The organism is Caulobacter sp. BE254 (assembly GCF_031457295.1).
GTDB lineage: Bacteria > Pseudomonadota > Alphaproteobacteria > Caulobacterales > Caulobacteraceae > Caulobacter.
In genome coordinates, this window is the sequence record NZ_JAVDWJ010000003.1 from 20625 (window position 1) to 34357 (window position 13733).

Consider the following 13733-nt stretch of genomic DNA (forward strand, 5'->3'; position numbering starts at 1 on the left):
GGTCTTCCAGGCAAAACGCCGCTACGCCACCGGATCCGCCCGCGCCCAGACCCGCCGCTCCGCGCCGAACCGGTCGGGGACCACGCTGCACGTCACATCCAGCACCATCGTCTGTCGCGTCTTCAGGTCATAGGCTGGCCAGGCCGGCTGGCCCGGCGCCGACGGCCGCCCCGTCCGGGCGAAGTTGGCCCACATCGTGCTGATGTTTTTCGCCGCGGCGAAGCGGTCGGCGCGGTTGCCGGCCAGGGTGTCGGGCGAGACGACGGTGTTGAACACCAGGGGGATGTCGCTGGCGTGCATGGCCCCCAGTTCGATGTCGGTCCCGTCCATCTTGCGGTTCGAGCGGTAGGCGATGTTGTAGACATAGGCCGGCGCCCGGCCCTGGGCGGCCTTGCGCTCGGCGGCGACCACCGATCCCGCGCCCATGGCGTAGTAGCTGGCCGCCGCCAGGTAGAGGTCGCTGGGCGTGGCGCCCGGACGGTCGGAGCGGTAGGCGTCGATCAGCGCCTGGGCCTGGTCGCCGAACCTGCCCGACAGCCGCGCCTTCAACCCCGCCTCGTCCAGCCGGAAGGCTTCGACGTCCTTGCCGGTCCAGGCGAAGAAGGCCGCCTCGTTGTCCAGCCAGCCGATCATCAGCGGCTTGTCGGCGGCGCTGGCCGGGGCGGTCGGATCGAACGGGTGGTGCGGCAGCAGGTCGCCGTCGAGGATCGGGCCGTAGGTTCCGGGCGTCAGGGACTGGATCCCGCGCCAGCCGCCGCTGTCGCTCTTGACCTTGGCGCTCAGCGCCTTCTGGGCGGCCAGGATCTGGGGCGCGGGAACCTCCAGCACCTTGCGCCAGTCGGCCGGGGCGAGCCCCAGCTGCTCCAGGAACATCCGCGTCGTCTGGGCGGCGACGTCGGGGGTGGTGATCCGCACAACCGGCCCGCTCTGGATGATCGCCTTGGAGAACAGCGGCGCGACCGACGGCATGGCGTAGAGGCACGAGGTCTTGGCCCCGCCGCCGCTTTCGCCGAAGATCGTCACATTGGCCGGATCGCCGCCGAAGGCCTCGATGTTGCGCGCCACCCACTTCAGGGCCAGCACGATGTCGGACAGGCCCTGGTTGCCCGAACCGGCGTAGTCCGCCCCGCCCAGCTCGCCCAGGTACAGATAGCCCAGCACGCCCAGCCGATGGTTGGTGGCCACCACCACCACGTCGTGCTCGCGGGCCAGCATCGAACCGTCCTGGGCGGTGCTGCCGCCGGAGCCAGTCGTGTAGCCGCCGCCGTGGCTGTAAAACATCACCGGCCGGCCCTTGCCGCCGCCGGCGGGCGTCCAGACGTTCAGCACCAGGCAGTCCTCGCCCGGCGCGGGCTCGTTCTTGCCATAGACCGTGGTCGGGTCCTGCAGCGACGGCGTACCGAGTTTGCTGGCGTCGAATACGCCGTTCCAGGGCGCGACCGACCTGGCGGGCTTGAAGCGGTTCATGCCCGAGACGCTGGCCCCATAGGGCACGCCCTTGTAGGCGTCGACGCCGCCGGTCCGCAGGCCGCGCAGCCGCCCCTCGGCGATCTGGACTTCCACGGCCTCGGACGACGCGTCGGCGGCGCAGGCCGCCATCGGCAGGGCCAGGACGCCGGCGGCCGCCCCCGTGGCCAGCAGCCGGCGGCGATTGATGTCGGCGTCGCGGATCAAGGACGTCACGGGCAACTCCTGTTTCGATGGACCGCCAGGGCGGAACTAAGATCCGTCCCGACGGCGCCTGGATTTCCTAGCCCGACCTTGGTCGGCGACGCGGAGCAACGGCCTAGCGGCACATCTTGTCGAGGTCGGCGAACGGCAGGTCCAGCCTGGGAACCGGCAGGCCCTTGGCCTTCAGGGCGTTCTCCAGCGTGGTCGGCGCCTCGGTCGCCTTCGTCTTGAAGTCGGCCGCGTAGAACCTGTCGCGCTCGGCCTCCTCCAGGCTGACGAACTTGACGCCATTGTCCTGGTACATCTTCAGCAGCCGCGGCATGACCCGGGCGTCGAAGGCCCCGGCGTGCATCAGCAGCACATAGGGGATGTCGCGGCCGTACAGCGTGGCCGACAGGCTTCGCGAATAGTCCAGGCTGTCCTTGGCGGCCTTCAGGTAGCTGGCCTCCAGCGACGCCACCGCCGCCGCGTCGCCCTTGGCCATGCAGCGGGCGTAGGGCTCGTTCCAGGCGTAGTCGCCGAAGCTCATGGTCACGCTGGCGATGCGGTAGCCGTGGGCCTTGAGCAGCTTGCGGGCCGCGACGTGCTTTTCCGGCGTCTCGCCCTCGCTGAGGAATGGATAGCGCAGCCAGCGCCAGTCCTGGCCGGCCATGTGACGTTCCAGCAGCGGCTCGTTGCGGACGAGGTCGGTCTCCCACTCGGCCAGGCTGTGGGTGTTCAGGTCCAGGTGCGACCAGGTGTGGTTGGCCAGCGGGTGGCCGGCCGCGCGCCACAGCGACAGCACGCCCACCGAGTCCGGCTCGCGCTCTTCGTGCACCCCGTTGACGAAGCCGTAGACCGGTCCCGTCCTCGCGTCGTGGAAGGCGGCCAGCAGCCGGCCGGCCACGTCGATGCGGCTGACGCCCGGCGGCAGGGCGCTGTGGGCGGGCAGGTCGTCGAAGGTCAGGGCCATCTTCACCGGCGTAGCGGCCTGGGCGGCCCCCATCGTCGCCACGGCGGCGACCACCGGCGCGATCCAGCGCGCCCACACCCGCGCCCGCGCGCTCCTGCGGCCCTCGATAGGCATGCGTCCTCCCGCTTCATTCCTTGGCGAATGATAACGCTACCACTTATGCCGCCCTTCGCCCTCGCTGCAAGGCCGATCGCACGCCGCCAGCGCCCCGCGCGAAAACTTGCGGGACACGGTGGGGGTTTTGGCGCGACGTGCGTCATACATCCTGGGAAAATCGTCAGACCCTCCAGCAGGCGGAACCGTGCGGCCAGCGACCGAGCCAGACCTGAGCAGACTCGACCGGCGCTATCGGCCCGCGCTGATGGCGTTCTTCATGCGTCGCGCCGCCAGCCACGGCGACGCCGAGGACATGACCCAGGAGCTGTTCGCCAAGCTGGCGACCGCTGAAGCCAGTTCAATCGACAACGCCGACGCCTACATCTTCCAGATGGCCGCCAACCTGCTGCGCGACCGGGGCCGGCGCGAGAAGGTGCGGGCCAACTACCGCGCCAGCCTCGACACCAGCGCCCTGGACCTGGAGCCCCTGGACCCCGCCCGGGTGCTGCTGGGTCGCGAGAGCCTGGGCGAGGTCTCCGACGCCCTGCGCGAACTGCCCGAGCGCACCCGGGCCATCTTTCTCCTGTTCCGTCTGGAAGGCATGAAGCAAGCCGAACTCGCCGCCCTGTACGGCGTCTCCGTCAGCGCGGTGCAAAAGCACATCCTCAAGGCCATGACCCACCTGACCCGACGCGTGAGGGCCGGCGAATGACCATGATCTCGCCCGACGACCGGCTGGACACCGCCCGCGAGCAGGCCGCCCTGTGGTGCATGCGGCTGGCCGACGACGACCTGTCCCCGGCCGAGCAGGCCGACCTCCAGGCCTGGTTCGCGGCCGACCCCGCCCATCGCGGCCTGCTGGACGACGCCGTCACCGCCTGGCGCGCGGTCGAGGAACAGGCCGCCAGCCCGGGCCTGATCGCGCTTCGGCGCGAGGCGCTCGAGGACCTGCGCCGCGCCCAGCACGGCCGCTGGGCCCGTCCCGGCCGCCGTCCTGTGCTGTGGGCCGGCCTGGCCGCCGGCCTGGTCGTGGCCGTCGGGGCCGGGCTCGCCTGGCGGGCCAGCCTGCCCGACGTCTACCGCACCACCGAGGGCGAGCGGCGGATCGTCGAGCTGGCCGACGGCTCGCGCGCCTCGCTCGACAGCGCCACCGTGCTGAAGGTGAAGTACGAAAGCGGCCGCCGCCGGCTGTGGCTGGACAGCGGCCGGGCCAAGTTCTCGGTGGCCAAGGACCCCCTGCGCCCGTTCTCGGTGGCGGCCGGCGACAAGCTGGTGGTGGCCACCGGCACGGTGTTCAGCGTCGAGCGGCTGACCGGCCAGATGCGGGTGGTGCTGTACGAGGGCCACGTGGCGGTGCTGGACGACAAGACCGGCCGCGCCGACAAGGCCGCGCCCGTCCAGATCGACGGCGCCCCCGCCGACCGGCTGCTGACCCCCGACCATGAGCTGGTGACCTCGACCAAGACCGACGCCACGGTCGTCAGCCAGCTGGACCCGGCCCGCGCCAAGGCCTGGGAGAACGGCCAGCTGGTGTTCCAGGACGAGCCCATGGACCTGGCCGTCGAGCGGGTGAACCGCTACGCCCGCGACAAGCTGCAGATTGGTGATCCCGGCGTGGCCAAGCTGCGGATCAGCGGGGTGTTCACCTCGGGCGACACCGGCGCCTTCGTTGACGGGGTGACGGCCGTTCTGCCGGTCCACGCGGTTGCGGCCGATGGCGTGACCGTGCTGAAAATCGATCACGGCCAAAAAAATTCCACGCCGGCCGGTGTGCCTTCGACGAGCTGAGGCGTCTCACCTTCCAAAGCGCCGCAATCAACGTCGGCGCGCTTGGGAGGGAAGACACATGCGCAGATCCTTCGACCGCCGCTACTGGGCTGGCTCCACCGCCGCCACGGCCCTGATGCTGCTGGCCGCCCCCGCGGCCGTCCACGCCCAGCAGGCCCCTCAGCAGGCCAGGGGCGCCACCTACAGCTTCGACATTCCCGCCCAGGACCTGAGCGGCGCCCTGCGCGCCTTCGGCCAGACCTCGGGCCAGCAACTGGCCTTCGACGAGGCCAGCGTGCGCGGCAAGCGGGCGCCGGCCCTGCAGGGTTCCTACACCGCCGAAGCCGCGCTGAAGCGCCTGCTCAGCGGGGCCGGCCTCAGCGCCCAGCCCACCGCCAGCGGCGTCTACGCCATCCGCGCCAAGACCCTGCTGGTCGCCACCAGCGCCCAGTCCGAGGCCCAGCCCGCCACCGCCGTCGAGCCCATGCCCGAGACCCCCGCCCAGGTCGACGAGCTGATCGTGGTCGGCACCCCCGGCGGCAAGGGCATCGACAAGCTGGCCGCCAGCTTCGCGGTCACCACCGTCAACGCCGACGACATCGCCAAGGCCTCGCCCAAGAGCACGGCCGAGCTGCTGACCCTGGTGCCCGGCGTCTGGGTCGAGACCTCGGGCGGCGTGGCCGGGGCCAACGTCTTCGTGCGCGGCTTTCCCGCCACCGGCGACGCCGAGTTCCTGACTATCCAGTTGCAGGGTTCGCCGATCTATCCGCCCTCGACCCTGTCGTTCCTGGAGAACAGCTCGATCTTCCGGGTCGACGAGACGATCTCGCGGATGGAGGCCCTGCGCGGCGGTCCCAACCCGATCTTCTCCAACGGCCAGCCGGGCCTGACCACCAACTTCCAGCTCAAGGAAGGCGGCGAGGAGACCCACGGCCTGGTCAAGCTGACCACCTCCGACTACGACCTGCGCCGCGTCGACGGCCTGCTGAGCGGCAAGCTGGCCGACGACCTCTATTTCATGGTCGGCGGCTATGCGACCACCTCGCCCGGCGTGCGCGACACCCAGTTCGACAGCGAGGTCGGCCAGCAGTTCACCGTCAACATCACCAAGCGGATGGAGCGGGGGAAACTGAACCTCTACGCCCGCTACACCGACGACCACGGCGCCTGGTACCTGCCGTTCGCGATCAACGTGCCGGGCGTCGACAAGGGCGAATACACCCAGCTGGGTAACGCCAGCCGCTTCCACACCCTGCAGGTCAACGGCGCCGGCGCGACCCGCGACTTCGACCTGGCCGACGGCCGGGGCTTCAAGGGCTATGTGGCCGGCGGCAGTTTCGACCACGAGTTCGGTGACGGCTGGCAGGTGCGCGACCGCTTCAGCCTGACCGACGGCGACGCCAACACCTACGGCCTGGTGCCGGACGGGGCGGCGATCACGGTCGGCGCGCTGAACACCGTGGTCCCCGGCGCGATCACCACGCGCGGCGGAACCACCCTGGGCGCCAACGACTACGTCCAGAACTGGGGCGCCTGGATCGTCGAGAAGAAGATCAAGGCGGTGACCAACGACCTGTCGATCGCCAAGACGGTCGGGACCCACCAGCTGTCGGCCGGCTACTACGCCTCCAGCTTCAAGTCCGACGACTTCTGGACCATCGGCAATGTCGAGCCGATGCAGGTCAAGGCCAACGGCGACTACCTGGCCGCCCCGGTCACCTGCGCCAATCTCGCGGCGGCCGGCAGCACCTCCAGCTGCTTCAAGTTCGGCCTGACCTCGGCCGGCGACGGCCGGGTGGACGCGCTTTACCTGGCCGACTCCTGGCAGGTGATCGATCCGCTGCGCATCGACCTGGGCGTGCGCCGCGAGCGCTTCCAGACCGACTATGTGGTCGACGACGGCCCCGGCTTCCCCGACGGCCTGGCCCTGCGCGCCACCGACTACAGCAACAGCAAGACCAGCTACACGGTCGGGGTGAACTACGACATCAACGCCGTCTCCGGCGTGTTCGGCCGCTATTCGCGCGGCTACAAGTTCCCCAGCTTCGACAATTTCCGCGAGGGCCTGACCGACACCCTGTCGGTCGACCAGTACGAGCTGGGCTACAAGCTGCGCAGCGGGCCGTTCGAGCTCTACGCCACCGGCTTCGCCAACAAGTTCGAGGGCGCCAAGTTCGCCGACGTCGGCGGCATCCAGGAAAGCAACAGCAACAAGGCCCACGGCGTCGAGCTGGACGGCCGCTGGCGCTCGGATTTCGGCCTGTCCCTGGCCCTGAACGGCACCTTCCAGAAGACCGAGATCGTCAAGTCGTCGATCCCAGGCAACAAGGGCAACAGCGCCCAGCGCCAGCCCGACTGGATGATCCGCTTTACCCCCAGCTACGACGTGACCCTGGGCTCGGTGGAGTCGACCTTCTACGGCACGGTCAGCGCCGTGGACGACCGCTTCGCCGACAACGCCAACACCCAGGTGCTGAAGGGCTACACCAAGGTCGACCTGGGCGCGATCTTCGACGTCAACGCCTTCACCGTCCAGGTCTCGGCCGACAACCTGACCGACAGCCACGGCCTGACCGAGGGCGACCCCCGCTCGACCAGCGGCGCCAACGCCCGCCCGATCCTGGGCCGGTCGTTCAAGGTCAGCGTCGGCTACAATTTCTGACCGGTCTCCCTGCGCGGACCGGGTCCCCACGGACCCGATCCGCGCTTCTTTCGTTCTTGAGTTTGATTGATTTTTGAATCCGCTCATCCCGGCGAACGCCGGGATCCAGATCCCATAGCGGTGTGGATGATTGGAAGGGCTCGGCGCTCTTGGCGTCAGCTTCAAAGCCATTCCATCTGGGTCCCGGCGTTCGCCGGGATGAGCGGATAGGTGGAGGACCTGTCGTGAAGCATCGCCCCCTACTGGCTTCCATCGCCTGGCTCGCGCTCGCCTCTCCGACGCTCGCCCAAGCCCCGGCGCCGAAGGCCAGCGAGGTCCCCTCCCCCGCCGACACCTATGGCGCGCTGTTCCACCAGGTGCAGATGCGCAAGCTGTTCCCGGACGGCAAGACCTTCGTCGACGCCACGCCCAAGCGTCCGCCCGCCCAGATCATGGCCGCCTACCGCGCCCACGCCGCCTTCACTGACGCCGAACTGAAGCGCTTCGTGCACGCCAATTTCGTCGTCCCGCTAAGCGCGCCGCTTCCGCCCCCGTCCAAGGACCGCACCACCCTGAAAGCTCACATCGCAGCCCTGTGGCCGGTGCTGACCCGCTCGCCGGTCGAGGCGGTGGACGGCGGTAGCGCCCTGCCGCTGGACAAGCCGTTCGTGGTGCCCGGCGGGCGCTTCCGCGAGATGTACTACTGGGACAGCTACTTCACGATGCTGGGCCTGGCCGCCGACGGCCGCCAGGACGCGGTGGAGAGCATGGTCGACGACTTCGGCGGGCTGATCGACCGCTATGGCCACATCCCCAATGGCACGCGCACCTACTATCTCAGCCGCTCGCAGCCGCCGTTCTACTTCGCCATGGTCGGGTTGACCGACAAGACCGACAAGGCGCGGTTCAAGCAGCGCCTGGACCTGATGCGCCGCGAACACGCCTTCTGGATGGACGGCGAGAAGACCGTCAAGCCGGGCCAGGCCTGGCGCCGCGTCGTCGCCCTGCCCGACGGGGCGATCCTCAACCGCTACGCCGACGACCGGACCACGCCGCGCGACGAGTCCTATCGCGAGGACGTGCTGACGGCGCGCGCGGTGACCAACCGCCCGGCCGGCGAGGTCTTCCGCGACCTGCGCTCGGGGGCCGAAAGCGGCTGGGACTTCAGCTCGCGCTGGATGGCCGACGGCAAGAGCCTGAAGACCATCCAGGTCACCGCGATCGTCCCGGTCGACCTGAACGCCTTGCTGTTCGGCCTGGAGACGACGATCGCCGAGGGCTGCGCCGACCTGGCGGACGCGCCCTGCGTCGCCGAGTTCAGCGGCCGCGCCAAGGCCCGCCGGACGGCGATGGACGCCTATCTGTGGGACGCCCCGCGCGGCCTCTATCTCGACTACCAGTGGCGCGAGCGGACGCGGCTGGACCATTCCAGCGCCGCGACGCTGTATCCGCTGTTCGTCGGGGCGGCCAGCCCGGACCAGGCCAAGGCGGTGGCGGCGACCACTCGCGCCCTGCTGCTGGCCCCGGGCGGCCTGCGCACCACCACCGTCGCCACCGGCCAGCAATGGGACACCCCCAACGGCTGGGCCCCGCTGCAGTGGGTGGCCGTGTCGGGCCTGCGCCGCTACGGCGAGGAGGACCTGGCCAGGGACATCGGCCAGCGCTGGCTGGCCACCGTGACCCGCGAGTACAAGGCCAGCGGCAAGATGCTGGAAAAGTACGACGTCGAGGAGGCCAAGGCCGGCGGCGGCGGCGAATATCCGCTGCAGGACGGCTTCGGCTGGACCAATGGCGTCACCCGCGCCCTGCTCGACCTCTATCCGGCGCCAGGCTGAACGGACCGCGTCAGGATCGAGGACCGCGCCGGGCGGGGCGGTAGGCGTCGATCTCGATGCCGTGGCGGCGCAGCTTGTCGTAGAAGGTCTTGCGCGGCGTGCGCAGCAGGGCCATCGCCGTGCGCGCGTCGCCGTCGCAGGCGGCCAGGGTCTCACGGATCGCCATCGCCTCGTAGCGCTCGACCCGTTCGGCCAGGCCGTCGGCCGGGCTGGCCTCCCCGGGCTCGGCGGCGACGGCCGACGACAGGCCCAGGGCCACCCGCTCGGCGTAGTGGGCCAGCTCCCGCACATTGCCGGGCCAGTCGTGACCCAGCAGATGGTCGCGGACCACGGCCGTCAGGCGCGGAACCGGCCGACGAAAACGGGCCGCGGCCTCGGCCAGGAAATGGCCGAACAGCATCGGCACGTCCTCGCGCCGCTCGCGCAACGGCGGGACGACCAGGGTGACGACGTTCAGGCGGTAATAGAGGTCGGCGCGGAAGGCGCCCTCGCGCACCGGTTCGGCCAGGTCGATCTTGCCCGCGGCGATGATCCGGAAGTCCAGGTGCCGGGGCTCGGCCGCGCCGATCGGCCAGATCTCCCGTTCCTCGACCACCCTCAGCAGCTTGGCCTGCATGGTCGGCGTCAGGCCCTCGATCTCGTCGAGGAACAGCACGCCGCGGTCGGCCAGCTCCAGGCGGCCGATCCGGGGGCGTCCGCCGGCCGCGCCGCCCGCCACCCCGAACAGCTCGGCCTCGAACACCGCCTCGGGCAGGGCGGCGCAGTTGACGGTGGCCATGGGCCGGGCGCGGCGCGGGCCGCCGCGGTGCAGGGCCTGGGCGACGAGGTCCTTGCCAACGCCGGTCTCGCCCTGGATCAGCACGTCGACCTCGGCCTCGGCCAGCTGGGCGATCGTCGCCCGCAGCCGCTGCATGACCGGCGCCTCGCCTAGCAGGGGCGAGCCCGCCGTCGCCTGGGCGGCCGCCGCCTCCAGCCGCCGGTTATCCAGCACCAGGCTCCGCTTCTCCAGGGCCCGCGCCAGGGCCACCGCCAGGCGTTCGATCGGGAAGGGCTTGGAGACGAAGTCGTAGACCCCGTCCTTCAGGGCGGCCACGGCCATGGCCACGTCGCCATGGCCGGTGATCAGCAGCACCGGAATGTCCGGGTCGATCGCCTGGATGCGCGCGAACAGCGCCAGGCCGTCCATGCCCGGCATGCGCACGTCGGAGACCACCGCCCCGGGGAAGTCCCGCGACAGCGCCTTCAGCGCCGCCGGGCCGTTGTCGAAGGTCGCCACCTCGAAGCCGGCCAGCTCCAGGCCCTGGACGACGGCGCCGCGCAGGGCCTCGTCGTCGTCGACGAACACGACCTGGCCAGCGGAAGCGGTCATCGCTCGGCCTTGCGCAGGGTCAGGGTGAAGGTCGCGCCCTCGCCAGGGATGGAGGCGGCGGTCAGCCGGCCGCCGAAGCCGGCGGCGATGTCGCGGGCGATGACCAGGCCCAGGCCCAGGCCTTGCGGCTTGGTGGTCAGGAAGGGCGTGAACAGGCCGCGCTCGACCTCGGGAGCCAGGCCCGGCCCGTTGTCGGCGACCGCGATCTCCACCGTCTCGCCCGCGTCGCGCACGGTCAGGGTCACCAGGCCGTGCTCGCGATGCTCCACCGCCTCGAAGGCGTTCTGCAGCAGGTTGACCAGCACCTGTTCCAGCCGGATCCGTTCCCCCAGCACCGCCAGGCCCGGCGTCTCGCCCTCGCGGACCAGCCGGGCGTCGTGGCGGCGCGAGCGGCTGGCGGTCAGCAGGACCGAGCCCTCGATCACCTCCGACACTAGGGTCGGCTCGACCCGGCCGTCGGCCTTGCGCGAGAAGGCCCGCAGCTCGTCGGTGATGCGGCCAATCCGCTCGGTCATGGCGGCGATCGCCACCAGGTTCTCGCGCGCCGTCTCCGGCTTGCCGCGGCCGATCAGCACCAGGCCGTTGTCGGCGTTGGCCCGGATGGCGGCCACCGGCTGGTTGATCTCGTGCGCCACCCCGGCGGCGATCTGGCCCAGGGCCGCCAGCTTGTTGGCCTGGACCAGGTCGGCCTGCAGGGCCCGCAGCCGGGTCTCGGTGCGCTGGCGCTCGTCGACCTCGCGCGACAGGGCGCGGTTGACCTGCGTCAGCTCCTGGGTGCGGACCTCGACCCGCCGCTCCAGCTCGACCCGGGCCTCGCGCTCGCGCAGGGCGGCCAGGCGGATGCGCCGCCGGCGGATCCACAGCCAGAACAGCACCGTGCTCAGCAGGGTCCAGACCAGGGCGGTGATCCAGCGCGCCGCCGCCGCCGCCTGGTCGACCGGGGCGGCGGCGGTCAGCAGGTGCAGCGTCCAGCCGGGCGCGACGTCGGCCAGCCGGGTCTCGATCTGGCGTTCGGCGCGGGGGACGTCGGTGCGCTGCACGCCGTCGCCGCCGCGCGAGCGCAGCGGCAAGGGCGCGAACGCCGCGTCGCCGAACTGGCCCTGGGCCCGCAGCCTCGCCCGGTCCTGGTCGGACAGCGGGCGGCGCGCCTGGAAGCGCCATTCCGGCTGGCTGGTGATCAGCACCAGGCCGCGCGGATCGACCACGAAGGCCGGCTCGCCGATGGCCCGCCAGGCGGCCTCGACGCCGTCGAACTCCAGCTTGACCACGACGACGCCCAGCGGTCCGGCCGCGCCGTCCACCCGCCGGGCCAGATAGAGGCCCGGCTTGCGGCTGACCGTGCCCAGGGCGAACTGCTCGGCGTGACCCTGGGTCATGGCCTCGGTGAAATAGGGGCGAAAGCCGTAGTTCGAGCCGACGAAGCTGGTCGGCTGGCGCCAGTTGCTGGCCGCGACCGTCACGCCGTCGGTCGCGATCACATAGACGGCGGCCGCCCGGGCCTGGACGCCCAGGGTCTCCAGCTTGCGCGACAGGGCGGCCAGCCGCTCGGGCGCGCGGCTGGACAGGGCCGCCTCCAGGTCGGCGTCGTCGGCCAGGACCAGCGGCAGGGCCCGCTGCTTGTCCAGCTCGCTGCGCAGCACCGCCGCGTGCAGGGCCGCCGAAGCCGTCGCCCGCGCCCGCAGGCTGGCCATGGCGCGATCCTGGACCAGCGCCCCGACCGTCCAGGCCAGGGCCAGGCCGATCGCGGCCGCCACCAGGGCCCAGGCCAGCAGGCGCCGGCGCGAAACCGGCGCGTCCGATGTCGATGTCGACGCCAAGCCAACCTCCAGAGATCGTGCCATATACCACACAAACGGCGATTTTCGTGGGCGAAATACGATACAGGCAGGACCGCGAAAGCCCTGCCGAGGACAGGTTTTTCCCAGCTAAATCAAACCCGTATGCCGCTGGAAAGAAAACGGACGGCGCGGCGCTGAAATTCCCGCACTCTAGGCCCAAGCGCCGAGCCTTCAGAGATGCGCGAGGAAACGAGCCCAGGAGCCCGCCGATGATCCCGCAGACCCCCGCCGCCGCGCCGTCGCGCCCCGGCCGCTGGTACGCCCACCTCTATGTGCAGGTGCTGATCGCCATCACCGCCGGCGCCCTGATCGGCCACTTCTATCCCCACTTCGGCGAGTCCCTGAAGCCGCTGGGCGACGCCTTTATCAAGCTGGTGAAGATGGTCATCGCCCCGGTGATCTTCCTGACCGTGGTCACCGGCATCGCCGGCATGCGCGACCTGGGCAAGTTCGGCCGCGTGGTGCTGAAGGCCTTCGTCTACTTCTTCACCTTCTCCACCCTGGCCCTGATCCTGGGCATGATCGTCGCCAATGTCGTCCACCCGGGGGCCGGCATGAACATCGACCCGGCCAGCCTGCACAGCGACAAGGTCGCCGACTACGCGGCCAAGGCCCACGAGACGACGGTCGTCGGCTTCCTGAGCAACATCATCCCGGCCACCGTCACCGGCGCCTTCGCCGACGGCGACATCCTGCAGGTGCTGTTCTTCTCGATCCTGTTCGGCGTCGCCCTGGCCCTGGTCGGCGACAAGGGCCAGCCGGTCGTCGACCTGCTGGAGTCGATCGCCCACGCCTTCTTCCGCCTGGTCGGCATCCTGATGAAGGCCGCCCCGATCGGCGCCTTCGGGGCCTTCGCCTTCACCATCGGCAAGTACGGCATCGGCTCGGTGATCAATCTGGCCGCCCTGGTCGGGACCTTCTACGCCACCTCGCTGATCTTCGTGCTGGTGATCCTGGGCGCGGTGGCGCGGTTCAACGGCTTCTCGATCCTGCGCCTGATCCGCTACCTGAAGAGCGAGCTGTTGCTGGTGCTGGGCACCAGCTCCTCGGAATCGGCCCTGCCCAGCCTGATCGACAAGCTGGAGCGGGCCGGCTGCGCCAAGCCGGTGGTCGGGCTGGTCGTGCCGACCGGCTATTCGTTCAACCTCGACGGCACCAACATCTACATGACCCTGGCGGCGCTGTTCATCGCCCAGGCCACCGGCGTCCACCTGTCGCTGGGCGACCAGCTGCTGCTGCTGGGCGTGGCCATGCTCAGCTCCAAGGGCGCGGCCGGCGTCACCGGCGCGGGCTTCATCACCCTGGCGGCGACCCTGTCTGTGGTGCCCTCGGTGCCGGTGGCCGGCATGGCCCTGATCCTAGGCGTCGACCGGTTCATGTCCGAGTGCCGGGCCCTGACCAACTTCATCGGCAACGCCGTGGCGACCATCGTCGTCAGCCGCTGGGAGAACGCCCTGGACAAGGACCTGCTGGACGCCGCCCTGGCCGGCCACCCGGTTCCGTCCGACGTCGAGCCGACGCCCGACCCGGTTACGATCGCGGCCGAATAGGCGCTTCACACCGG

The 13733-nt window shown here is 70.6% G+C and carries 9 protein-coding genes; 5 read left to right on the plus strand and 4 right to left on the minus strand.

Going from position 1 to position 13733, the window contains the following annotated elements:
• Positions 1 to 21: 21 nt before the first annotated feature.
• Both J2X41_RS06985 and J2X41_RS06990 read right to left on the minus strand, forming a co-directional pair.
• A complete protein-coding gene (locus tag J2X41_RS06985; protein ID WP_310080752.1) occupies positions 22 to 1683 on the minus strand; it encodes a carboxylesterase family protein in 1662 nt (553 codons plus the stop codon).
• Positions 1684 to 1786: 103 nt separating this feature from the next.
• Positions 1787 to 2737 carry a polysaccharide deacetylase family protein gene (locus tag J2X41_RS06990; RefSeq protein WP_310080753.1) on the minus strand — a complete coding sequence of 317 codons (951 nt, stop codon included), beginning with the start codon at positions 2735 to 2737 and terminating at the stop codon, positions 1787 to 1789.
• A 187-nt stretch (positions 2738 to 2924) separates the two neighbouring features.
• On the opposite strand from J2X41_RS06990, the gene J2X41_RS06995 reads away from it, so the two are divergent.
• The 4 genes from J2X41_RS06995 (at position 2925) to treF (ending at position 8962) form a co-directional block, all read left to right on the plus strand.
• The gene (locus J2X41_RS06995) at positions 2925 to 3431 is read left to right on the plus strand and encodes a sigma-70 family RNA polymerase sigma factor (protein WP_310080754.1); all 507 of its coding nucleotides are present in this window, start codon (positions 2925 to 2927) and stop codon (positions 3429 to 3431) included.
• Positions 3428 to 4507, plus strand: a complete 1080-nt coding sequence (locus J2X41_RS07000) for a FecR domain-containing protein (protein ID WP_310080756.1) — start codon at positions 3428 to 3430, stop codon at positions 4505 to 4507. The genes J2X41_RS06995 and J2X41_RS07000 overlap by 4 nt, the downstream gene beginning before the upstream one ends.
• 58 nt (positions 4508 to 4565) lie before the next feature.
• Entirely contained in the window at positions 4566 to 7148 is a 2583-nt protein-coding gene (locus tag J2X41_RS07005; protein WP_310080758.1) for a TonB-dependent receptor, read from the plus strand.
• Positions 7149 to 7372: 224 nt separating this feature from the next.
• Positions 7373 to 8962, plus strand: coding sequence for an alpha,alpha-trehalase TreF (treF, locus tag J2X41_RS07010; RefSeq protein WP_310080759.1), 1590 nt, complete (start codon positions 7373 to 7375; stop codon positions 8960 to 8962).
• A gap of 10 nt (positions 8963 to 8972) precedes the next feature.
• Here treF and J2X41_RS07015 read toward each other — a convergent pair whose 3' ends face one another.
• Both J2X41_RS07015 and J2X41_RS07020 read right to left on the minus strand, forming a co-directional pair.
• Entirely contained in the window at positions 8973 to 10331 is a 1359-nt protein-coding gene (locus J2X41_RS07015) for a sigma-54 dependent transcriptional regulator (RefSeq protein ID WP_310080761.1), read from the minus strand.
• A complete protein-coding gene (locus J2X41_RS07020; protein WP_310080764.1) occupies positions 10328 to 12148 on the minus strand; it encodes an ATP-binding protein in 1821 nt (606 codons plus the stop codon). The genes J2X41_RS07015 and J2X41_RS07020 overlap by 4 nt, the downstream gene beginning before the upstream one ends.
• Before the next feature lie 230 nt (positions 12149 to 12378).
• Between J2X41_RS07020 and J2X41_RS07025 the strand changes: the two genes are divergently transcribed.
• Positions 12379 to 13719, plus strand: coding sequence for a dicarboxylate/amino acid:cation symporter (locus J2X41_RS07025; RefSeq protein WP_310080766.1), 1341 nt, complete (start codon positions 12379 to 12381; stop codon positions 13717 to 13719).
• The last annotated feature ends 14 nt before the right edge of the window (positions 13720 to 13733 follow it).

Coding starts and splice junctions, on each gene's coding strand:
- J2X41_RS06990 (WP_310080753.1), bottom strand. CDS start 2,737: ATGCCTATCGAGGGCCGCAGGAGCGCGCGGGCGCGGGTGTGGGCGCGC.
- J2X41_RS07000 (WP_310080756.1), top strand. CDS start 3,428: ATGACCATGATCTCGCCCGACGACCGGCTGGACACCGCCCGCGAGCAG.
- J2X41_RS07005 (WP_310080758.1), top strand. CDS start 4,566: ATGCGCAGATCCTTCGACCGCCGCTACTGGGCTGGCTCCACCGCCGCC.
- J2X41_RS07015 (WP_310080761.1), bottom strand. CDS start 10,331: ATGACCGCTTCCGCTGGCCAGGTCGTGTTCGTCGACGACGACGAGGCC.
- J2X41_RS07025 (WP_310080766.1), top strand. CDS start 12,379: ATGATCCCGCAGACCCCCGCCGCCGCGCCGTCGCGCCCCGGCCGCTGG.